General features: G+C 56.0%; 22 protein-coding genes and 2 pseudogenes. 12 read left to right on the forward strand and 12 right to left on the reverse strand.

Annotated elements, in window-relative coordinates; all coding sequences use genetic code 11:
- Window positions 1-109 precede the first annotated feature (109 nt).
- On the forward strand, window positions 110-661 hold the full coding sequence (pseH, locus tag R1A29_RS18545) for a UDP-4-amino-4,6-dideoxy-N-acetyl-beta-L-altrosamine N-acetyltransferase (RefSeq protein ID WP_438299181.1): 552 nt from the start codon (window positions 110-112) through the stop codon (window positions 659-661).
- Between the two features lie 42 nt (window positions 662-703).
- On the opposite strand, the gene R1A29_RS18550 is transcribed toward pseH, so the two are convergent.
- Together R1A29_RS18550 and R1A29_RS18555 are read right to left on the reverse strand one after the other, a co-directional pair.
- Window positions 704-919, reverse strand: a complete 216-nt coding sequence (locus R1A29_RS18550) for a hypothetical protein (protein WP_085712578.1) — start codon at window positions 917-919, stop codon at window positions 704-706.
- A 124-nt stretch (window positions 920-1,043) separates the two neighbouring features.
- Window positions 1,044-1,406 carry a DUF6124 family protein gene (locus R1A29_RS18555; RefSeq protein ID WP_438299182.1) on the reverse strand — a complete coding sequence of 121 codons (363 nt, stop codon included), beginning with the start codon at window positions 1,404-1,406 and terminating at the stop codon, window positions 1,044-1,046.
- Between the two features lie 454 nt (window positions 1,407-1,860).
- Here R1A29_RS18555 and R1A29_RS18560 point away from each other — a divergent pair.
- From R1A29_RS18560 to R1A29_RS18575, 4 genes and pseudogenes are all read left to right on the forward strand, one after another.
- Window positions 1,861-1,941, forward strand: a pseudogene (locus R1A29_RS18560) (PAAR domain-containing protein); the annotation flags it as partial.
- A 36-nt stretch (window positions 1,942-1,977) separates the two neighbouring features.
- Window positions 1,978-2,760 carry a hypothetical protein gene (locus tag R1A29_RS18565; RefSeq protein ID WP_438302066.1) on the forward strand — a complete coding sequence of 261 codons (783 nt, stop codon included), beginning with the start codon at window positions 1,978-1,980 and terminating at the stop codon, window positions 2,758-2,760.
- Entirely contained in the window at window positions 2,745-3,116 is a 372-nt protein-coding gene (locus R1A29_RS18570; protein WP_438299183.1) for a DUF7079 family protein, read from the forward strand. Before R1A29_RS18565 ends, R1A29_RS18570 begins: the two co-directional genes overlap by 16 nt.
- Window positions 3,117-3,268: 152 nt before the next feature.
- Window positions 3,269-3,673 carry a DUF7079 family protein gene (locus R1A29_RS18575; protein WP_438299184.1) on the forward strand — a complete coding sequence of 135 codons (405 nt, stop codon included), beginning with the start codon at window positions 3,269-3,271 and terminating at the stop codon, window positions 3,671-3,673.
- 165 nt (window positions 3,674-3,838) lie between these two features.
- Here the strand turns inward: R1A29_RS18575 and R1A29_RS18580 are convergent, their stop codons facing one another.
- Window positions 3,839-4,546, reverse strand: coding sequence for a DUF2971 domain-containing protein (locus tag R1A29_RS18580; protein WP_438299185.1), 708 nt, complete (start codon window positions 4,544-4,546; stop codon window positions 3,839-3,841).
- A 318-nt stretch (window positions 4,547-4,864) separates the two neighbouring features.
- Here R1A29_RS18580 and dusA point away from each other — a divergent pair, with 318 nt between their 5' ends.
- Window positions 4,865-5,860 carry a tRNA dihydrouridine(20/20a) synthase DusA gene (gene dusA, locus R1A29_RS18585; RefSeq protein ID WP_438299186.1) on the forward strand — a complete coding sequence of 332 codons (996 nt, stop codon included), beginning with the start codon at window positions 4,865-4,867 and terminating at the stop codon, window positions 5,858-5,860.
- A 75-nt stretch (window positions 5,861-5,935) separates the two neighbouring features.
- Complete coding sequence (locus tag R1A29_RS18590) at window positions 5,936-6,316, forward strand: DUF2388 domain-containing protein (protein WP_438299187.1); 381 nt, start codon at window positions 5,936-5,938, stop codon at window positions 6,314-6,316.
- Here R1A29_RS18590 and R1A29_RS18595 read toward each other — a convergent pair whose 3' ends face one another.
- Window positions 6,317-7,147, reverse strand: a complete 831-nt coding sequence (locus R1A29_RS18595) for an undecaprenyl-diphosphate phosphatase (RefSeq protein ID WP_134827547.1) — start codon at window positions 7,145-7,147, stop codon at window positions 6,317-6,319.
- Between the two features lie 506 nt (window positions 7,148-7,653).
- Here R1A29_RS18595 and R1A29_RS18600 point away from each other — a divergent pair.
- The 3 genes and pseudogenes from R1A29_RS18600 to R1A29_RS18610 all read left to right on the forward strand — a co-directional run bounded on the left by R1A29_RS18600 (window position 7,654) and on the right by R1A29_RS18610 (window position 11,109).
- Window positions 7,654-8,394 (forward strand): winged helix-turn-helix domain-containing protein, encoded by a 741-nt coding sequence (locus tag R1A29_RS18600; RefSeq protein ID WP_438299188.1) that lies wholly within the window; start codon window positions 7,654-7,656, stop codon window positions 8,392-8,394.
- A 291-nt stretch (window positions 8,395-8,685) separates the two neighbouring features.
- Window positions 8,686-9,332, forward strand: a pseudogene (locus tag R1A29_RS18605) (winged helix-turn-helix domain-containing protein).
- 382 nt (window positions 9,333-9,714) lie between these two features.
- Complete coding sequence (locus R1A29_RS18610; protein ID WP_438299190.1) at window positions 9,715-11,109, forward strand: undecaprenyl-phosphate glucose phosphotransferase; 1,395 nt, start codon at window positions 9,715-9,717, stop codon at window positions 11,107-11,109.
- Window positions 11,110-11,397: 288 nt separating this feature from the next.
- Here R1A29_RS18610 and R1A29_RS18615 read toward each other — a convergent pair whose 3' ends face one another.
- From R1A29_RS18615 to galE, 6 genes are all read right to left on the reverse strand, one after another.
- Entirely contained in the window at window positions 11,398-13,476 is a 2,079-nt protein-coding gene (locus R1A29_RS18615) for a YjbH domain-containing protein (protein ID WP_085713179.1), read from the reverse strand.
- A complete protein-coding gene (locus R1A29_RS18620) occupies window positions 13,473-14,237 on the reverse strand; it encodes a capsule biosynthesis GfcC family protein (protein ID WP_438299192.1) in 765 nt (254 codons plus the stop codon). Before R1A29_RS18620 ends, R1A29_RS18615 begins: the two co-directional genes overlap by 4 nt.
- On the reverse strand, window positions 14,234-14,899 hold the full coding sequence (locus R1A29_RS18625; RefSeq protein ID WP_432217264.1) for a YjbF family lipoprotein: 666 nt from the start codon (window positions 14,897-14,899) through the stop codon (window positions 14,234-14,236). The genes R1A29_RS18620 and R1A29_RS18625 overlap by 4 nt, the downstream gene beginning before the upstream one ends.
- Window positions 14,900-14,911: 12 nt before the next feature.
- Window positions 14,912-16,027 (reverse strand): polysaccharide export protein, encoded by a 1,116-nt coding sequence (locus R1A29_RS18630; RefSeq protein WP_114884344.1) that lies wholly within the window; start codon window positions 16,025-16,027, stop codon window positions 14,912-14,914.
- A gap of 89 nt (window positions 16,028-16,116) precedes the next feature.
- Window positions 16,117-16,353 (reverse strand): hypothetical protein, encoded by a 237-nt coding sequence (locus R1A29_RS18635; RefSeq protein ID WP_003226528.1) that lies wholly within the window; start codon window positions 16,351-16,353, stop codon window positions 16,117-16,119.
- A 228-nt stretch (window positions 16,354-16,581) separates the two neighbouring features.
- Entirely contained in the window at window positions 16,582-17,598 is a 1,017-nt protein-coding gene (gene galE / locus R1A29_RS18640) for a UDP-glucose 4-epimerase GalE (protein ID WP_438299193.1), read from the reverse strand.
- 381 nt (window positions 17,599-17,979) lie between these two features.
- On the opposite strand from galE, the gene galU reads away from it, so the two are divergent.
- Both galU and R1A29_RS18650 read left to right on the forward strand, forming a co-directional pair.
- On the forward strand, window positions 17,980-18,813 hold the full coding sequence (gene galU, locus R1A29_RS18645; protein WP_007951629.1) for a UTP--glucose-1-phosphate uridylyltransferase GalU: 834 nt from the start codon (window positions 17,980-17,982) through the stop codon (window positions 18,811-18,813).
- Between the two features lie 32 nt (window positions 18,814-18,845).
- Window positions 18,846-19,256, forward strand: a complete 411-nt coding sequence (locus R1A29_RS18650; RefSeq protein WP_438299194.1) for a mannose-1-phosphate guanylyltransferase — start codon at window positions 18,846-18,848, stop codon at window positions 19,254-19,256.
- 4 nt (window positions 19,257-19,260) lie between these two features.
- On the opposite strand, the gene R1A29_RS18655 is transcribed toward R1A29_RS18650, so the two are convergent.
- Together R1A29_RS18655 and R1A29_RS18660 are read right to left on the reverse strand one after the other, a co-directional pair.
- Complete coding sequence (locus tag R1A29_RS18655; RefSeq protein ID WP_438299195.1) at window positions 19,261-20,397, reverse strand: SGNH/GDSL hydrolase family protein; 1,137 nt, start codon at window positions 20,395-20,397, stop codon at window positions 19,261-19,263.
- Window positions 20,397-21,449, reverse strand: a complete 1,053-nt coding sequence (locus R1A29_RS18660) for an acyltransferase family protein (protein ID WP_438299196.1) — start codon at window positions 21,447-21,449, stop codon at window positions 20,397-20,399. Before R1A29_RS18660 ends, R1A29_RS18655 begins: the two co-directional genes overlap by 1 nt.
- Window positions 21,450-21,457: the final 8 nt, after the last annotated feature.

Genomic DNA, 21,457 nt, shown 5'->3' on the forward strand with positions numbered 1-21,457 from the left:
TACCCCCAAATCCCACCCCTCCCGCGCGCCTGCCCGGGAACACAACCTGAAACATCAACGATAGGCCCCGCGGGCTCAGCTCAGGCGCCCGCGAGACAAGGAAAGCACCATGCAGTTCGTCCCCCTCACCGAAGCCAATCCCGCCATCCAGGCCCACGTCCGCACCCTTCGAAACCAGGAAGACGTGCGCAAATACATGTACACCTCCCACGAAATCAGCGACCAGGAACATGCAAACTGGCTGACGTCCCTCAAAGGCAATTCGCGCCAGCAAGTGTTTGTCGTGCTCAAGGATGAGCGCGCGGTTGGCGTTGTTTCACTCAATGCAATCAACACCGTACAGAAGACGGCTGATTGGGCGTTTTACCTCGACGTTCAACTGCAAGGCAAAGGCCTGGGCAGCGTGGTCGAGTTCTGGATGCTGGATTACGCGTTTGCCGAAGCAGGGCTGGAAAAGCTCAATTGCGAAGTACTGGCGAGCAATCCGGCCGTGGTGAAAATGCATCAGAAGTTCGGATTTGAGCTGGAGGGTATCAGACGACAGAACATCCTCAAGGACGGCGAGCGGATTGATGTGGTGCTGCTGGGAATTACCAAGGATGAGTGGCTGGCCAAACGACCGGCGTTGCAGAAAGTTGTCGAGCGCATCGGCGCGATCTAGGCCATACGAAAAAGGGCGCCCGCGATGGGCGCCCTTTTCTATTCAATCGTCATGCAACATGCCGGAGCTGTACTGGTTGAGGCTGGCCCCAATACCGGTGCCGCCGAACTTCAGCGTATTGGCGCTGGCGCGGCCTTCCGGCGATTGGCAATCGGAAGAAAAACAACTGGTGGTGGTCAACCCACCGGAGCCCGAACAGGCACTCAATACCGAGACAGCTGCAGCGATCAACAGCACTTTGACGACATTGGCACTCATGGCACGGCTCCCCTGGGATGAAACGATCTTATCGCTGCATCCTAGGCGCCCCCGCGCGCCGACAACATGAAACTTTCGCCATCGACAGCGCGGGTTCAGGTAGAGCGGTGGTTTCTCTCTGCGCTTACGTCCTCGGCTCGACGTGATCCAGCGCCTGATTCACCGCTAGCCCCGCAACCATCACCACTTGCGCGATACCCAGCGCGGTTTTGCGATGACCGGGTTCCAGAATCGCGGCGAAGTTACTGAGCATTTCACTGGCGGAATCCAGGGACTCACTGGCGTTGGCCAACAGGGATTCGCTGGTGTAGGCGGGGTTGGCCAGGAACATGGGGTCGTGTTCGGTGTGACTGCCCATGATGCGTTGTTGCGGGGTGAGGTAGTGGTCGAGGGCGCGTTCGGCGGCTTCGTTGAGCTTTTTGGAGTCTGGGAATTGATAAGGTGAAATCGGATCGGTTTCGGGTGGGTTTGGGGTTGGTTTGATCATGGATGAAACTCCTAACACTCTTAGTGAAGGCTTCACCCTTTCGCTACCAAACGAAGGGTGGCGGCCATGAACAGGTTGGTAGACCGGGTGTTAGGAGCCGGCGCGCCCGAAGACGCCCTGTACATGACCACCATAGACCCCGATCGAAAGCACGACCGGAGACGGTGACGCTGTACATCTAACACTCGGGCTACCAAACCCGATCACTGGTTTTCAGTGACCCGAGAACGATAAAAGCCACGGCCTAGACGCACAAGCCGGCGGATTCTGTCTTAGGTGTAGGGGGTGGCGCAAGGATGTGTAGGTCCAAAGTCGTGTCAGAGAGCTTCGTTTAAACACTCTTGGATTTCGCTGTTTAAATTGGCGACATACACCGAGCAAGTCGCCGTCAGACACCCGCCAAAGCAAGTCTGATACAGTCGGTGCCAGCTAATCCGATGACAGGAAGTCACACATGGCAAAGCCCGCCGCACGCCTCACCGATCCCACCAGTTGCCCCATGCCCGGACACGGCCCCAAAGCCATCGCCTCCGGATTAAATAGATCTGTCCCCCTATTGTTGGTCCCCCCTATTGTTGAACCGTACCTAGTAACCGGCTCTTATATTGTCAAAAGTGAACACACTCTCAGCCAGTCTCCACTTGAAATGGCCATCGCGGGAATGGAAGGCGCCGCCACACGTTTTTCGATTTACGCGATCAAAGATGAACGCGTCCGCGCCAGCTACCAGCGCAATATCAAACGAATGGCGCAACAGGTATTGGCAGACGTTAGAGCTGGCAATATCACCGTTGAAGACGGTACAAAATTCAGCAACGGAATGCGCAACAAAATAATGTTTGAGCATCGTAAATTCACTTCCGCCCAAGGCGTTGCCGTTGCCGAAAAAAAGAAAAAAGGCGGAAAAACGCATGCTGATATTCTTGATGAAAAATCTCGAACCGGCTTCAACAAAAATTACAACCAACTTTCAAAGACCCAGCAGAAAGAAATCCTTTATAAAGCCCTCGAAGGATCAGGCCGAGACAACACTAAATTTACAGCCGGTACAAAAATCATGACCGTCATGGGCAAGGTCGGGATCATCATGACGGCCGCCCTTGCTACCTACGAAATACTGAACGCCGACAACAAAGTAAAAGAAACCGCGCGACAAGCAACAATCCTAGGCGCTGGAGCCGCCGGCGGCTTCCTTGCAGGCCTGGGTGTGAGCGCAATTTGCGGTCCAGCAGCGCCAGCATGCGCCGTAGCTGTGGTCTTATTAGGCAGCATGGCAGGTGGCATCGCCGGAAGCGTAGTCGCAGATACCTTTGACGAAGAATTAGAGGAGCTTTCCCATTGGGAAGTATTTTAACTCCGGAAGATAAAGCCAAGATCCAGATAGCATTGGCTGAAGCCTTCGTTGATAACGAAGTCGACTATGCATACATCGCGGAGCGAATTAAATCCTACGATCTGAAAATTGTTGAAGACATACTGTATTCAGAAGTGGCTCCCGTGTGCTTTGGCAATCTTGAGACGCCCGTACCTCCCATCTGGACGGGATTCAAGGATGAGTGGCTGTTAGACGAGATTGAAAAAGAACTGCGAGCTCGTCAACGGAGTAAAGTGCGGCGAACTTTTGACAAACTGAAGTCTCTTTGGCTTCGTTACAGCTATCGCTATATTTGGAAAGAAATCTTAAAAAGCATAAAAAAAACAACCAATTAAACAGTAAAAAATTAAGACAGATATATTCATCAATTAAAATAAATCTGTCCCCTGTCCCCTGTCCCCTGTCCCCTTTTGATGCTGTTTCACAGCTACATTCACGGCCGCCCTTAGAAGCAAGGCTGACACCATCACATGACAGGACGTCAAAAATGGCTGAACCAACTACTCGGAAGACATCCTCCACCAAGCGTGACTGGGCGTTAACAACTGAGAAGGAGCGCTCCCACGTCTATTGGGCACTGTCCGATGCGTTTGTAGACAACGAGGTCAACTACGAATCCATCGCGCGCCAGACCGAAGATTACGACCCGCAAGAGATAAAGCGAATTCTCTACGAGGAAGTCGCACCTGTCTGCCATTCGAACCTTGAGACAGTCATCCCGATGATCTGGTCTGCTTTCAACCTAGAACAACTAACGTCTGACATTAGGGAAAATTTGAAAGCCCGAAAGCGCAGCCGTTATCGACGCCAAATAGACAAACTGCTGATACGTTGGCTTGAGTTTCGATACAGATACATATGGAAAGAAATCTCCAGGCACTATCGAAAATAATCTAAAAAAATGGGGACGATTTTATTTTCCGCTTAAAACAAATAAATCCGCCCCTTTTTCCCTTTTTTTCCGACCTTCACCAAAAGACCACCGATTTGGCTTTCCATGAAGAAAAAAGGAGAACAGATTTATTTATTAAAAAACAGATCAATTCCCCTTTGAATCTTAAAGATCGGAAGACGTTATAAACTCGTCATCCACCTCTAGCGGCTTTGGAGATTTATACAAAACAGATCGAATAACAGGCCCCTTAAAACCTAGCTTCTTTTCGAAATAAAACTTGAACGCGTCAACAAGCTCTTCGGGCGCTCTTGGGTCAAGCAAAATTCTATCAATCAGCTTATGAGGGTCAATCTTAACAGCGACGCCATCTTTAGCATTAACACGCTTTTCATCAGGGCAAAATATAGTTGCTCTCCATTCACTTTCATGCCGGAAAGCTTCTCGCTTCATATACAGAACGTCTACAGCCCGCTGTATTTTAAAATCCTCTCGTAACTCTGCAGCGATTTCTCTTGCTTCAACATTGAGATCAGTCTGCGATTTATAGTCAACCTCACCAAGTCTAAATATATATCCTTTATCTTTGACAAACGCTTTAACTGCAGCTTTAAGTTTTTTGTCTGTAGTTGAAATTCTAACTCCCATTCCATTTTTCGAGTATATCCGCCACATCGCATCAGAAATCCCCAGTTGACACCAGCACTGAGCAAAAATCGCATGAGATCGTGAGTGACTTATACGACGTTCGTACGGATCATCCCACTTACCAGGATTCGCAAAATATAATTCCTCACGTTCAAATATTTGAACTACCCGAGTGAAATCCAGAATGCGGTATAGCCTTTTCGAACCGGTTTCAGTGCTTGTCATAAAACTCCATTTTTATCAGGAGAACCCATTAAATCGAACTAGAGCATCCTCGGTTGTAGTACCTAAGCATACAAAGACACGAAGCTGTACGCACGCTCGAGTAGCACCACCATCGACGCCATAAACGACTTAGGCACTCTTTCCCGCCATATCGAAAACCTCATCCGCGTCGGCACCATAGAAGAATGGGGACTGAAGGACCCGCCCCTTGTCAGCCTCCAAACCCCGTCAGCACACCACTCAGATACCCCTTAAGCCCCACTCTTCCATTCCTGATAAACTCCCCCACCTCCCAGCCACACCGATTCCGTACCCCCAATGCCCCCAATCACCGCCACACCCGCCCCACTCTCCCGCCGTTTCTCCGTCGCGCCGATGATGGATTGGACTGACCGCCATTGCCGGTACTTCCTACGCCTATTGTCGAAAAACGCCCTGCTCTACACCGAGATGGTCACCACCGGCGCTCTGCTCAACGGCGATCACGAACGTTTCCTCCGTCACAACGAAGCCGAACACCCTTTGGCCTTGCAGTTGGGCGGTAGTGTTCCGCTGGACCTGGCTGCTTGCGCGCGCATGGCGCAGGAGCATGGTTACGACGAGGTGAATCTGAACGTTGGCTGCCCGAGTGATCGGGTGCAGAACAATATGATCGGTGCGTGCCTGATGGGGCATCCGCAGTTGGTGGCGGATTGTGTGAAGGCGATGCGTGATGCGGTGTCGATTCCGGTGACGGTGAAGCACCGGATCGGGATCAATGGGCGGGACAGTTATGAGGAGCTGTGCGATTTCGTCGGCACGGTGCGGGATGCCGGGTGCACGAGTTTTACGGTGCATGCGCGGATTGCGATTCTGGAGGGGTTGTCGCCGAAGGAGAACCGGGACATTCCGCCCCTGCGTTATGACGTGGCAGCGCGGTTGAAGGCGGATTTTCCAGAGCTGGAGATCATTCTGAACGGCGGGATCAAGACGATGGAAGCCTGCCACGAGCATTTGCAGACCTTTGACGGGGTGATGCTGGGGCGCGAGGCGTATCACAATCCTTACTTGCTGGCCGAGGTGGATCAGCAGTTGTTCGGCAGTACCGCGCCGGTGATCAGCCGGGCCGAGGCGCTGGCGCAGTTGCGGCCTTATATTGCCGCGCATCTGGCGACGGGCGGGGCGATGCATCACATCACGCGTCATGTGCTGGGTCTGGGCACCGGTTTCCCGGGGGCGCGCAAGTTTCGGCAGTTGTTGTCGGTGGATATTCACAAGGCCAAGGATCCGCTGGCGTTGCTGGATCAGGCGGCGGAGTTGCTGGCGGGTCGTTGATTGATGCGTTGATTGTGCGGGCAACGAATGAGCGTTGCCCGGTGTTTTGCTGTACTGACAGGATGTCTTTTGGTTATGCCCGCTTTCAGCTGTGTTTTATTCAAGCGTTTCACCCTCCTCGCTTTACTCTCGACTCTCTATACAAACGCCTATGCATCCTGTGATTTTTTGAAGGGGTGCGGTGAGGGGGGAGATGGCCCTTTTCAATCTACCCAGATGTCTGGTTTTCTGGTTTTCACGACGACAATGGTCACGGTCGATGGGATGTCGGACATTTCCGGACTGAAAAAACGTGTGTATTCGGTAGAGGAAATAGAAGCAGCACGTTATTTCCTCGCCAGCGACGGCATGCTGCAAGCCGCATATTTCACGTCAGCCTTGCAGCGTTTTCGTCAGGAATCACCAGATACGGACTTAAGCGATCTCGCCGTCGCCGCGCTGATCAGCAGTCATTGATCAGGCCGCCGCTTCCGTCCAGTTCACCCAGCCAAACACCCACGTCGCCAGGATCAGCAAACCAAACGCAATCCGGTACCAGGCAAACGCGGCGTAGCTGTGGTTCGCAATGAACTTGAGCAGGCCGCGTACGGCGATCATTGCGAACACGAATGCGGTGACGAAGCCCAGGGCGAAGACCGGCAGGTCGCCTGCCTGGAACAGGTCGCGGTATTTGTAGCCGGAATACACCGCCGCGCCGACCATGGTCGGCATTGCCAGGAAGAACGAGAACTCCGTGGCGGCTTTGCGCGACAGGCCGAACAGCAGGCCGCCGATGATGGTGGAGCCGGAGCGCGAGGTGCCGGGAATCATCGCCAGGCACTGTACGAAACCGATCTTCAGCGCGTCGGACCAGGCCATGTCGTCGACGTGCTCGACACTCACCACATGATTTCGTTTTTCGGCCCACAACATCACGATACCGCCCACCACCAATGCGACCGCCACGGTGATCGGGTTGAACAGGTAATGATGAATGGCATCGGCGAATAACACGCCGAGAATCACTGCCGGGAAAAATGCGATCAGCAGATTAAGGGTGAAACGTTGTGCATTGCGCTGGGTCGGCAGGCCTTTGACGATCTCAAAGATCTTCGGGCGAAACTCCCAGACGACGGCGAGAATGGCGCCCAGTTGAATAATGATGTTGAACGCCATCGCGCGTTCGCCACCGAAGTCGAGCAGGTCGGCAACGATAATCTGGTGGCCCGTACTGGAGATGGGCAAGAACTCGGTGAGACCTTCTACCGCACCTAAAACCAACACCTTGAACAAGGTCAGTAAATCCATTAATCCTCCGTCAGAACGCTCTTCAAGAGCGCCCGGTCAACTGCATTCAGGCGTTGAGTATCTGCAATTAAACAATTGGCAGATCTACAGTCATTGCCCGATTTGGTGACGGAGAATATGTCTTATCAAAAGACACACTCAAGCCACGTTAATAATCGTCTGTCTGTGAACTTGTTCACTTAGTGGCAAAAATAACCTTGCACCCCTAAAATGTGACCCACCTCACACTCCCCTGATTCTGGCGACGAACCATACTGGCCATAGGACATAAAAACCGGTCGCCATAATTACAAAATAGTGGCACCATTGCACATCGCCACCATCTAACGACGTTCGTTTCGTTAGTTCAGCACCCCGAGAAAATCAACTAAAAGCTTGAAAAGCTTAATTATTGTTAAAAAACTCGGGAGCCACGTCTAAAAATCGCGCGAATGTTACCAATTGTCAGTCACAGATGAGAACCGGTGCTTTAACATCCCGATGTCCGCACTTTTTCGAGTCAAGGCATGATGCTTACAGGGAACTTAGCGACTAGAAGCTCGCACCAGACAAACGACGCGCCAGGTGTTCTTGCCCTGGCGCGTACCCGTGCTGTGGCCGAACACTTCAGAGCGCTAATTGCCCAGCATGTGCAGACCGGTCTGGCGCTGGAAGCCGGCTCTTTCACTAGTTCATATCAACCAAACGAATATCACGGCGCCTATCGCGCCATTTTCATCATCATCGATACTCCGCAAGCACTGGAAGACAATCTGGCGCTGGTGGAGAACCTGCGCACCGAGAACTTGAAGCCGATCATTTGTGCGGTGATTACCGGTCGCGGCGCCCACAACAAGATCAAATACCATCTTGCCGGGGCAGACTTCTGTATCAAGCTCAATACCCTTTCCGATGAGGGTGGCGAGTTGCTGAATGAGTTCTTCAGCAGTGAAGAATGGCTGCGTGACATTGATCTGATACTGGACCCGACCCGTATCTGCCTCTCCGACACCAGCAAGAAACTGGACATTTCCTTTGCCGAGATGAAGATCCTGGAAGCGTTTTCGCAAACCAGCAATCACATTCTCAGCCATGACGAAATTGCCGGCATCATGGGGCTCAACACGCATTTCTACGACCCGCGCGCACTGGAAAAATCCATCAGCCGCTTGCGTGGGAAAATCAAGGACGTGTACGGTACGAACGCCATACAGAGCATTCGCGGGTATGGCTACCGCCTGATGAGGGGGTTGATCTCGACCGCCTGAGTCAGGAAATCACCATTTGCAGCATACGAGGGAACGTCTGATGCAACGCTACAACAATCCAAAGTCTCACCGCTTTACTCGCAACACCTGCCTAATAAAAAGATGTCAATTGAATGAGCGCTGCAACACTTAAACATAACAATAAATCATTACTCTAAAAGCAGACCCAGTGGAACTTGTCGCGGGCCATAATTGGGCCCAGACCCTGCCTGTCGATTATTTCCGAGCGCGTTATAACTCGTCTGCCGATTACCTTTTAGCCAAATTTGGTGCGTTATTCAGGAGAGAGACATGGAAACCAGTACAACCCTCCTAGAAAATATTTTGTTGTCGTGACCAATAACTCCGCCTCGCAACGTGAACTCGAGAGCATTCTCTCCAGTGAACGTTTCAATTCGTTCGGTACGTCTCAGGCACAAATGTTTGTTGAAGGTGTTGCTTCGCCCTCTTCCACTCCCACGCTCATGGAGTTCACTTACCCACGCGGCACAAGGAAAAGCGTCGCTCGCAGTATTGAACACGATACACAGCGTATATTGGCCACCCTCGAGTCCGAGTGGCTGGCGGCACAATCGGTAAACTCGCTCCAGAACACGCCAACACTGACAGAAGACAACAGCTCCCTTGAAGGCAATGCTCCCTGCACACAGGCCTGGCATCTGGACAATGACCAGGGCGCACTCGTCAAGGAAGGTGTCGAGATCAGCCTCACCGGCCTCGAAACCGCACTGGTCAGAAAGATGCTGCACCACGAAGAACGCGTTGTCAGTCGCGACGATCTGATCCTCAGCATCGGCCGGGAACCGGAACAATATCGCGGGCTGGAAATGTGCCTGAGCCGTCTTCAAGACAAGTTCAAAAGTGCCAGCAATGGTGAACGGCTGTTTCGTGCCGTGCGCAATCGTGGTTATTGCCTGATCCAGGAAGTTGTTGCCTAAGCACAGCCTCCACATCCAGAAATCGAAGCAAGTGCAACAACAAAAATAAAAACGCACTTTGCTTGTTTGAATCTCCTTTTCGGTAATGCTTCCCTCCTCACCCTTCCTACGATAGCAAACAGATTATTGTTTGTTCACCCTTTGCCCTTTGACCTTTTCTAACGTTTGATTATTTCCCCAATCAATTGATTGGCACTCTGCCATCTTGTTAGAACTCGTCAGACAGCATCTTCCCCAATAACTTAGTCTATTCACTGACGACAGTTCGGAATACCGATGTTGTTACCTCAAGACACCGGCACCCACAACAAAAACAAGTCTGTTTGATAACTCGGATTTCAACTGTCGAAACCTGAATGGAAGTCTTTTGGGGATATCGCATATGGATCTCACTCTACGTATCAACCGAAACACCGGCCTCAAGGGACTTACCTTCTGGGGCCAATGGGCACTGGCACAGTGCTTTATTGTTTCACTGTTATTTGTATTGGCTGAGCAGCACACGGGAACGGTCGAGTTCTATTACCGGATGTGCACCATGCTGGCCGTGCTGGCTTCGGTTCCGGCCTACACGTTCAGCGGCGCCTACCGAAAGCGTGACAACTACCTGACCGGTCTCGGACGGCTGCTGATGGGCTGGTCGATGACCATGGCCGGGCTGACGTTCATCGCGTTCATCTGCAAGGCCGACGAGCTGTTTTCCCGCCAGGTGATTCTTGACTGGGCGGTGTACGGTTTCTTGGGTCAGGCGCTGCTGTATGCGCCACTGCATGCGTTTTCGAAGTACTACCAGCGTTCACGCAAAAGCGAGCACAAGACCCTGATCGTCGGCACCGGCGAACTGGCTCTGGGCCTGGCGAAGAAACTCAGCGAACACGAAAATCTGCCGCTGGTAGGTCTGGTCAGCAATGGCACCCTGCCCGCTCTGGACGCAGACGCACCACGGGTCGTCGGCGATCAGGAAAACTTGCTGGAGCTGATCAAACGCCACGATATCCGCCGTCTCTACATCACGCTGTCGCTGTCCGAAGCGGCGAAGATCGAAGCGATGTATGTCGATCTGCTGGATGCCAACGTCGACGTGGTCTGGGTGCCGGACCTGAACAGCCTGACGCTGCTCAATCACTCGGTAAAAGTCGTGGACGGCCTGCCGGCGATCTACCTCAATGAAAGCCCGCTGACCAGCCGCCCGACCGCCGCCCTGAGCAAGAGCCTGATGGAGAAAAGCGTCGCACTGCTGGCCATCGTTCTGTTGAGTCCGGTGCTGCTGCTGATCTCGCTGGCGGTGAAACTCAGTTCTCCCGGCCCGGTGTTTTTCAAGCAGGATCGCCACGGCTGGAACGGCAAGGTGATTCAGGTCTGGAAGTTCCGCTCGATGCGCGTCCACGATGACCGCGAAGTCAAACAGGCCAGCCGCAACGATTCGCGCATCACCGCCGTCGGGCGCTTCATCCGCCGCACGTCGCTGGATGAACTGCCGCAACTGTTCAACGTGCTGCAAGGCCACATGGCCCTGGTCGGCCCACGCCCGCACGCCGTGGCGCACAACAACTATTACTCGGGCAAGATCCTCGCCTACATGGCGCGTCACCGAATCAAACCGGGCATCACTGGCCTGGCACAGATCAGCGGCTGCCGTGGCGAGACCGATACCCTGGACAAGATGGAAAAGCGTGTCGAGATCGACCTCAAGTACATCAACAACTGGTCGCTGTGGCTGGATGTGAAGATTCTGGTGAAGACGCCCTTTACCCTGTTGTCGAAGGATATTTACTGAGACGCAGAGCTTCACAAGGCAGGACCGCAAGGGGACGAAAGTCCCTTTTTTGTGGGCGGGATTTGGGGGCTGGCGGGTAGCTTGCGAGTACGGTGGGTCAGTTGAATCGGTGTCGACAGGACTCACGCCAATCGCGAGCAGGCTCGCTCCCACAAGGTTCCGGGTAATGCTGAAGATCAGGTATTACCCGATAACCTGTGGCAACGGTAGAAGGATCAACAAAGACATCCACACCAAACCAAAACGGGAGCCCAAGGGCTCCCGTTCTGGCTTCCCGCTCTCCCGGACCTACTCGGTAATCTTCCCGAAGTTGCGATAGAACATGTCGTCTTCACGGCTATCGGTCATCGAGTGCAGCTGGAAGCTGCGGCTGAGCCTCGCACCACCGTCACGGGTCAGCGGCGCCCAGACCAGGTTGGCCCGGCGCATGGTCGACATGCTCATCATCTCGTCGAACGGAATCGACAGATAAATGCCCTTGTCGAAACTACCTTCGCCGTATTCCGTACTGCCCGCCGTGGTGATGGTCGCCCAGGCACCGAAGCGCACGCCGTTGGAAAACTCCCGGGAGATATCCAGCGTGCCGCCAAAGTCGCCGGCCAGATAACGGCCGACGCTGACCGCCGCCAGTGTTTCGTAAGGCAAATCCGTGTAACCGGTGATATGACCGGTCAGCACCGAATAATCACGCAGGCCGAAACCCTGATCGAATTCACGCTGACGCACGTAGTTCAGATCCGCACCGATCGCCCAGCGCTCACCGGTCGGACGGAACAGCACCTCGCCGCCCACCCCGGCGAACATCGACTCCAGATAACCGCCGTAGACCATGCCGTACAGATCCTTGTCCAGTTGCTCGGCATGGCTGACCTGAAATAACGGCATGGTGGTGTCGGACGTGGTCAGGTACTGACGCAGATCCGTACGCACGCGCGGCAAGCCGCTGGGTGCGTCGTATTTGAACTTGTCGAAGTTGTTCGTCAGGTTCTGGCTGAGCATGCCGCTCCACCAGGTGTTGCGATTGAAGCGGAATTCGGCGTCGAGGTCGGCGCTGAATTGATAGAGCAAACCATCCGGGCCACCGACGTTCTGCTTGAAGCCCAGGCCGGCGCCATAACTGAAGTGCTGCAGCGGCTGGGTGTAGAGCGTCTTTTCGTTGTGCGGCATCGCCGGGTTGACCTCGGTGGTGCGGTGCAACGTTTGCAGCGGTTCCTCGTTGTTGATCACTTCGCGGAAGGTCTGGCGCGGCACGCTGGTTTCTTCCAGCGGCAGGTCGTAACGCTTGTTCACCAGGGTGAACCAGTCGATGTCGTCGTTGACGCTGTTGTCCAGCACCCGGCTCGCACGCCCCACCGCTTTGGAGGAATGGAAGTAGCGCTGCTGCTCGCCATACACGATCAACTCGGAATCGCGCTGGGCAATGCGCTCGACCCGATAACCGGCATTCTGTTGCAGACGCTGCGATACGTTCGCCCAGTCAACCTGATCCATCGACGTAGTCGGTGCCTTCGCCGGCAGCGGCTCCGGCGGTGGATCGAAGGTCTTGGCCGGCGCCTTGCGGCTGACGAAATTGGTGTGGAAGGTGACGCCGAACATCGCCGTGTTGCCCCGCTCCCACGCGGCGCTCACGTCGAGGGAGTCGGTCACCTTGAACACCGCGCCAAGGTTGATCGGCGAGTCCTGCTTGATCACGTTGTCCTTGGGTTCGTGCTTGTAATCGTTGCCTTCGTATTCGAGTTTCAGGCTCAGGCGATCCCAGGGCGTCTGGTAACTCACGCCGCCGAAGAACGACGGCTGGCCGCGAAAGTACGAACCGGCGTTGACGTCACCGGTGCCTTTCAGGGACGGGCGCGTCTTGAAGCGATCATCGAGATAGCCGAACGGGTTGTCGATATCGCCGCGATTACCGATGTAGCCCCAGGCGATGCCGGCGCTGAAATCCAGGTTGTCGTAGCGCTTGTTGGCCACAAGGAATTCACTGGCGAACAAACCCGTACCGCCGACGTCTCGAAAGCCCAGAGCAACGTCGGGCGCCCAGTGGGTTTCCTCCCAGAGCCGGACTTTGACGTCGACCGCCTTGTCCTTATAGCTCTGGTTGCCGCTCATGGATTCCGGGCCGTAGGGACGGTTGGTAATGGCGGTGTAGCGAAACGAGCCTTCGAGCCAGTCCAGCGGCTGCAACGAAACGCTGTAGCGGCTGTAGGGCTCGGTGCGGTTGGCGTTGACGCTCAACTCGCCGGCCGGGGACATGCGTGCGGTGGGCGTCTGCAACAGACCGGTGCCACCGAAATCGCCCTGGGTAATACGCGGCTCGGCATGGACCAGGCCGCACGGCAATAACAACACAGCTGCAAAACGCAAATTCAACGAACCACCTCAGCCAACTGCGTGGCAATAAATTCGGCCAACTGCTGATTCAGTTCAGGGATAGGCGGATCCAGATCATCGTTCTTCAACGGCACCAGAATCTTGCTGCCGGCAACGGGGAACTGCCCGCTCTCACGATTCCAGTGGGCAATGCCAACGCGCCGCGAAACCCCGTTGGGCTGGATCAGCCACAGGTAATCGGCGTCGGCATCGTCCTCCAGCAGCATGCAGCTACTGAGGTATTCACGAGCCTCGAGCAACGGCTGATAAGGCAGTCGGCATTTCCCGGCGACCGCGCCCAACACTTCGACTTCATCGACGCGCGGTGGATAGATCAGGCGATCGCCATCGTCGAGACGAATGTTGCGGGCGAAGCCGACTTCCAGCGCCACCGGGTCCAAGTCCGCGATCTGGCGCCCGGTGACCGGCATCTGCCGTACGTCCTCGGCCATGCGCACCGCCAGGGCTTTGCGGCTCGGTCGATCGAACAGATCGGCCATGCGCTGCAACACGTCCAGATCGAACAGCACGCCGACCTTGAGCCGGGTCTGCTCCTCAAGCAGCGACTGCCGCAGCAGCACACCGGCCAGCCAGTAACCCTCGGCATTGGGTACGGCCTCGCTGATCACATCGGTCAATCGGCCGCCCGGCGGCAATGTCACCGGCCCGGGGTTGGCGACATCGCCGCTGACGGTGACCGCCGCCTGACTCGCGCCGGCGAGCAACATCAAACCCGCCGACAGAACCCTCAAGCGCTTCATGGCAAATGCCTGCGATCAGGAGTCAGCTGCACGATCTTCACCCGCAGTTGCGAGGTCAGTTGCTGCTCGCTCTGCACAATGAAACCGTCCACCGGGTCGACCCAATAACGATTGGTTGCCCGCAGGCCGATGGCCGGGACGTCGATACGTTCATCGACACGCAGCACGGCGTATTCCTTGTTCAGAATCTTCAGGGTTTCCACGGATTTGCGGGTGAAGCGGCTGTTGACGATCAGTCCGACTTCCTGGCCCTTGTAGAGGTCGATCCAGCGCTGGCTGGTCTGGCCATCGGTAACGTGTTGCAGACCGCGCTTGAACGGCGAGGCATCGGACAGACGCGTGCCGTCCAGGTCGCCCTCCGCGCCCAGGCCGATGCTGCGTACCGCGAGACCGTCACGCAACAGCAGGACCTGCTTGCCGGACGCCACCCAGAACTGCAGATCATCACGCTTGCGCACCAGCGCCAGCACACCGGAACCGGACGGCGTGGTGAGTTTGAGTTGCGGATAATTGACCTCGGCCACCTGGGCCGGCGTCACGTCGATATCATCCGGGCCGACCACCGCCGACTTGAGGTTGGTCACCGACGCAACCATCAGCGGATTACAGCCACACAGCAACAAGGCCGCCATCAGGCAGACGCCAACATTCAAAATTTTCAAAGTCGGCGGGCCTTATTTGCTGTTGTTGGTGAATTCGCTCCAGTTCTTCGCAGCGGAAGCGCCGGTGCCGACAATCGATGCCGACGGCACCAACTGGCTGATCAGACGGTTCCAGCGAGTCACGTTGGCAGGCCCTACATAAACGACGTCCTGGGGACGCACTTCGAAGTGCGTGGCAAGGACCATGGCAGTCGGTGATTCGGCTTCCAGTTGATAGATTTTTGCCGGTTCGACATCAAGATTTTCCACCCCGCGAATGACGTACACGGCGTTGCCGTTGGCGGTGGTCTGGCTCAGGCCGCCGACCGAACCGAGCACGTCGGACAGGTTCATCGTCGCCGTCTTGAAGCTCAGGGCGCGCGGCTGGTTGACCTCGCCCATCACGTAGATGCGCTTGTTGTCGTTGTACGGCAGATACAGTTTGTCGCCACCCTGGAGGTAGACGTTCTGCAACTCGGAATCCTGCTGGTTGAGGGTATCCAGATTCAGCGGATAGACCCGCCCGTTGCGCGTCAGCAACAAGCCGGACAGGTCGGCATTGTTGGTGTCGATGCCCGCCGAACCAAGGGCTTCGACCACGCTCAGCGGGTTGGTGGAAATCGCTTGCGGGCCAGCCTTGGCGACCGCGCCGGTAACTACGACTTTCTGGCTGGCGAAACGCAACACGGCGACGTCCACTTGCGGCTCGGCGATGAACGCCGACAGCCGCTGTTCGATGTCGTCGCGCAGTTGCTGGATGGTCCGGCCGGCGGCCTGGACTTCCTTGATGTACGGGTAATACAGCGTGCCGTCGGAGCGCACCAGACGGCCGTTGGCGTCGATCTGCTGCTGCGCGCCCGACGGCGCGGTCAGCTCGGGGTGATCCCACACGGTGATGTACAGCACGTCGTTGTTGCCGATGCGGTACTCGGCTGGCGTCGCCAGCAATTCCGTGGGCACTGACTCACGCTTTTGCGTGGCGCGGTTCATGGAGATCAGCTTGGGGGTGATCGGAATCAACTCGACCCGGCTGCTTTCGCTGGCGCCCTGGCGAGTGATGCCAAAGGTGCTCAGGTGTTGACCGGGGGAAAACATGCAACCTTGCAGAGCGAGACTTGCCAGCATTAAAAGAGAAAAACTACGAGTCATAATGGCACTACGCTATTCAAGGGCGAATCCAAAACAAAGTCACCCGACTTTCGTCGGGCGACCTTGTACTGCACCAACAGTTACTTCAGTTAGTTGTGCGTGCCGGTTGTACCCGTGGTACCGGTGGTACCCGTTGTACCGCCGTTGGCACTTCCACCACTGTTGGACGCCGCTACGGCACTGGCAACCATTGCAGTACTGGCAGCGGGCGCTGTAGAAGCCGCGACACTGCCCGATACATTGGTTACCGCTGTAAGCGGCGCTTCAGCTGCGGATGCCCAGTTGCTCAACATCGTCAACAAGGCAATCGCCATCACTTTTTTCATATCAACTCCTTTCTAACATTGCACCGTTACATCGGGTGTTTCGTTAGAGGTGGTAGAGTTCAAGTCGCAAAAAGCGCGAACAAGATCCGTTGTTCTTTCACAGTCCTACGCAACTGATAAAAGTCGAACGGCAGGTTTATATCTACGGACTTGCAAAAGGCATTGCCAGTGTAATTTCCCGACGATATCTAACAACCTGACCGAAAATAACATTGGACTAAATGGCCATCATTCCAGGTAACCCCGGGGATGATTCGATTGCCAGCGCCAGGTATCGGTAACCATGTCCTGCAAGTTGCGTGTGGCTTTCCAGCCCAGTTCTTTTTCCGCTTTGGAAGCGTCGGCCCAACTTTCGGCAATATCACCCGAACGCCGTGGCATCACCCGAAACGGCACTGGCTTGCCGCACGCCTGTTCGAAGGCTCGCAGCACTTGCATCACGCTGTAACCGTCGCCGGTGCCGAGGTTCCAGGTATGAATGCCGGTGCGCCCGTCGATGGCCTGCAAGGCCTTCAGGTGCCCGTCCGCCAGATCGACGACGTGGATGTAATCGCGCACACCTGTGCCGTCTGCCGTGGGGTAATCGTCGCCGAAGACCGACAACTCCTGCAGGCTGCCGACCGCTACCTGGCTGATGTACGGCAGCAGGTTATTGGGGATGCCGCTCGGGTCTTCGCCCATGTGACCGCTGGCATGGGCGCCGATCGGGTTGAAGTAACGCAGCAGCGCGATGCTCCAGCGCGGCTCGGCCTGGCTCAGGTCGCGCAGAACGTTTTCGACGATCAGCTTGGATTGGCCGTAGGGATTGGTCGGAATGCCGGTCGGAAAATCCTCGCGGATCGGCATCTGCTCAGGCTCGCCGTAAACAGTGGCAGAAGAGCTGAACACCAGCCGGAAGACCCCCGCCGCCGCCATCGCCTGGCACAGCGTGATGCTGCCGCTGACGTTGGTTTCGTAATATTCGAGCGGTTTGCGCACGCTCTCGCCGACCGCTTTAAGCCCGGCAAAATGCAGGACGGCGTCAATTGAATGCTGCTGGAATATCCGGTCCAGCAACGCCCGGTCGCACACATCGCCGCGAATCATCAGCGCACTTTTGCCGCAAATGCCTTCCACGGCGTGCAGTGCCGCGTCGCTGCTGTTGCAAAGATTATCCAGAACGACAACTTCATAACCTGCTTCAAGCAATGCGAGTGTGGTGTGCGAGCCGATATACCCGGCGCCACCCGTTACCAGAATCTTCATAGCGCGGTCCATAGTGGGAAAAGTGCCAACTAGCGTGTCAAGCCCAACTTGTTTAATGTGTGTCTTGCTTCACACAAACAGGGCGACAACAACCCAAAACAAAAACAGTTCCATCGCTGGCCAAAAATATTTTTAAAGGCCAAACTGTATTGCCCGGTACTTATTAGCACTCCCGCACTTTCACCACTATCAACAGATACCGACTAAAAATAACTGTTATTTATCAAACCGACATCTAATAACATTATCCCCTTTTACACTAAGCTAACGTTGTCACTCATAACCTGACTCAGGTATTAAAGTACAGCTTCATCAACTTGCAACTTTTCCTTATTGCAATGTAACCGATGGCTGTATGCCATGAATGTCCAGGAAACTTCTATGATTCGTAAATGTTTGTTCCCCGCTGCCGGCTACGGCACGCGTTTCTTGCCGGCCACCAAAGCCATGCCGAAAGAGATGCTGCCGATCGTCAACAAGCCGTTGATCGAGTACGCCGTTGAAGAAGCACGGGACGCCGGTCTGCAGCACATGGCGATCGTCACCGGTCGGGGCAAGCGCGCACTCGAAGACCACTTCGACATCAGCTACGAACTCGAACACCAGATTCGCGGCACCGAAAAAGAGAAGTTCCTGGCCGGCACTCGCGAACTGATCGACACCTGCACCTTCTCCTACACCCGTCAGGTGGAAATGAAAGGCCTGGGCCACGCAATTCTCAGTGGTCGCCCACTGATCGGCGACGAGCCCTTCGCCGTGGTCCTGGCGGACGACCTGTGCCTAAACCTGGAAGGTGACGGCGTGCTCACCCAGATGATCGAGCTCTACAAGAAATTCCGCTGCTCGATCGTCGCCATCCAGGAAGTCCCCCGGGACCAGACCCACAAGTACGGCGTGATCGCGGGCGAAGCGATTTCCGAGGGCATTTACCGGGTCAATCACATGGTGGAAAAACCGGCGCCGCAGGACGCTCCGTCCAACCTGGCGATCATCGGCCGCTACATCCTGACACCCGACATCTTCGACCTGATTGCCGACACCGAGCCCGGCAAGGGCGGCGAAATCCAGATCACCGACGCCCTGATGAAACAGGCGCAGAACGGTTGCGTGCTGGCCTACAAGTTCAAGGGCCTGCGCTTTGACTGCGGTGACGCCGAGGGTTACCTGCAGGCGACCAACTTCTGCTACGACAACGTCTACCTCAAGGGCCGCTGAAAGGCGCCCCACCCACATCCGGCGAGGCAACCATGAACATTGCACAACATTCGACAGACATTGAACGGGAGGTGGGCAACCTCGGGGTGATGAGCTGGTTGTCTCGTCATCAGCCGTTGCCCAGCGCCAATGAATCCTGGCTCGGGACGATTCTGCTGGTGGAGCGGATCGGCGTGTTTCCATCGTCCGGCGACATTCGCCGGCCGCTGCGTGATCCCTATCCCCTGCTCGCCCATCTGAAACGGATCTATGGCGAGCAGGCGCTGGAGGTCGATGACCGCGACGGCCTGAAGGTGATTCTCGGCGACTGGCGATTCCGCGTGCGCCTCTGCTGCAACGAGCCGGCAATCATCATCAATGTGGAAACCCGTTGTGTGACGCAGTTGATGCCGCAGAAGACCGCAGAGCTTCTGGGTCACGTCGACACCTTCGACAAGGGTTGAGTTCTTATTTCGAGGCGGCGCCGCAGGAAGTCCCGTGGTTGCCGCCGACGATCATCCGATAGAAGTAATCGGCAATCACCTTCCCGCCCGTGGCCGGCACCGGATGTATCTTGTCCGGACCGATCATCGCCGCCGCGTAACGTTTGACGTCCGTACCGAACGCGCATTGCAGATTGGCGAAACCCAGATGCTGCTCGCGAGCCCAGGGCTCCAGAATCTGCGCGTAGGCCGACATCGGATAGGCGCTGGAACGCGTGGTGTCCTGGCGCATGATCAGGTTGACGCTCGCTGCCGGCTGAATCTCGCGGATCATTCCGACCAGCCCCTGAACGTTCTTCAGGTACTGCTCGGGCTTCACGCCGAAACCCTGATCGTTGCCGCCGAGCATGATCAGGTAGATGTCAGCCGGAATCTTCGACACCACCGCTTTCCACTGCGTCTGCCACTGACCGTCGGCATGATAAAAATCGCCGGATGCCGCACCCGACGCCGCCAGTTTCGACACCCGCAAACCGGCCTGCTCGTTGCTCATCCACAGGCCGAACAGGGTTGGCGCGCCTTTCACCACTTCCAGCCTGAACGACCAATCCGTCGCGGCGGATGTGCCCGGTAACGGGACTTCCTGAACGCCCGCGCCGGAGAGACTCAGCGGCTGCCAGTCCGCCGAGGGCGACCAGCGATAGCGCAGTTCACTGGATTCGCCGTTGCCCAGAAAAAGTAACTTTGCCTGAGTGACAGCGGTGTTTATCGCTGCGCTCGGATGCGCATCGACCTGCAGCCATGCACCGGGACTTCCCGTCACGGTACGGCTGTCAGGACTGGCCACGCCGAGGTCCGACACCTTCCAGTCGCCGCCGAAGTATTTTTCACTGCTGCGGGTGTACTTGAAATGGCTGCCGCCCAGCGCCGCGCCATGGTTGAAGCCGACATAACCGGGGCCGGCAAACCCGACCTCGCCGACCAGCCGCTGCACCAGTTTATTGAGGTAAAAATCCTGCCCGGCGCTGTAGCTGTCGCCGATCACCGAGACCGACAACACCTTCCCGGCCTTGCCTTCGCGCCACTGGGCAAACCGCTCACGAGCATCGCCGACTTCAACCACCGATGCCGCGACCGGCGCTGCGTCATCCACTGCAACCATCAGGCACTTCCTTTAGCCGAAACCTGCGCCGGGGAGACGTTCCCCGCCGGTTTTTTCGCCGCCGCACGCTCGCCCAGAAACAGCACCGACGTGAAGTTGAACCGGCTGAAGATCGTCGACAGCAACACCGGCCCGAGCAACCCGCACGCCACGCCGCAGAACACCAGCACGCTTTCGTCCTTGATGCCCAGACGCCCCAGCACCGAGCGCGAGGTGGCGGCGAACAACACATGAAACAGGAAAATCGCGTAAGAGTAACCACCGAGCCAGGTCAGCGCCTTCGAACGCATGTCACTCGACAGCAGCGCGAAACAGGACACGCACCCCACCGTCAGACCGATCAGACTGCGGCGATCAATGATCAGCTCACGATCCAGCGCCGCGATATACAACAGCGTCAGAGAAATCAGCACGAACACCAGCGGGCCGACGACTTTGAATCGTTGCTTCAATGCACTGACATTTTCCTGGCCGATCATCCCCGCCACAAAGAACGGCAACAGATAGGTCGCACCGTTGATGCCGAACGCATCGAACTTGAACGGCGGCAACAGAAACACCGCTGCAGAAAACGCGAACAGCAGGTACAGACGCGTCGCCGAGCGCAGCCAACCACGCCATTCCAGCAGGCCGACAAACATGAAAATGATGAACACCGCCTGCAGGAACCAGAAGTGGTTGACCGGCACATAGAACGACAACAGCGCATCGATCACACCGACATCCTTGTTCACACCCGGCCCCACTGCCTGCAACACCGAGAACGGCACGCCCACGCAAAACAGCGGCACGATCAGCCGCCGCACCTTGCCGGTGAAGAACGCCGAAAAGTCATTGCCGCGAATCTTGTAGATGGAATAGATGTAGCCGGAAATGAAAGTAAACAGCGGCATACGCACGTACACCATCGAATCGGCGATCACCCGAAACGGCGAGCCGATGTCGATTTTCAAACCGCCGCCCAACGGGCCGATCACGTGATAGAGCACCAGCAACAGGCAAGCGAGCCCGCGCAGGGTTTCGATCTCCAGGGACTTTTTCTTGCTCGACATAAAGCACC

It is taken from the genome of Pseudomonas sp. NMS19W (assembly GCF_051554255.1).
Classification (GTDB): Bacteria; Pseudomonadota; Gammaproteobacteria; order Pseudomonadales; family Pseudomonadaceae; genus Aquipseudomonas; species Aquipseudomonas kribbensis.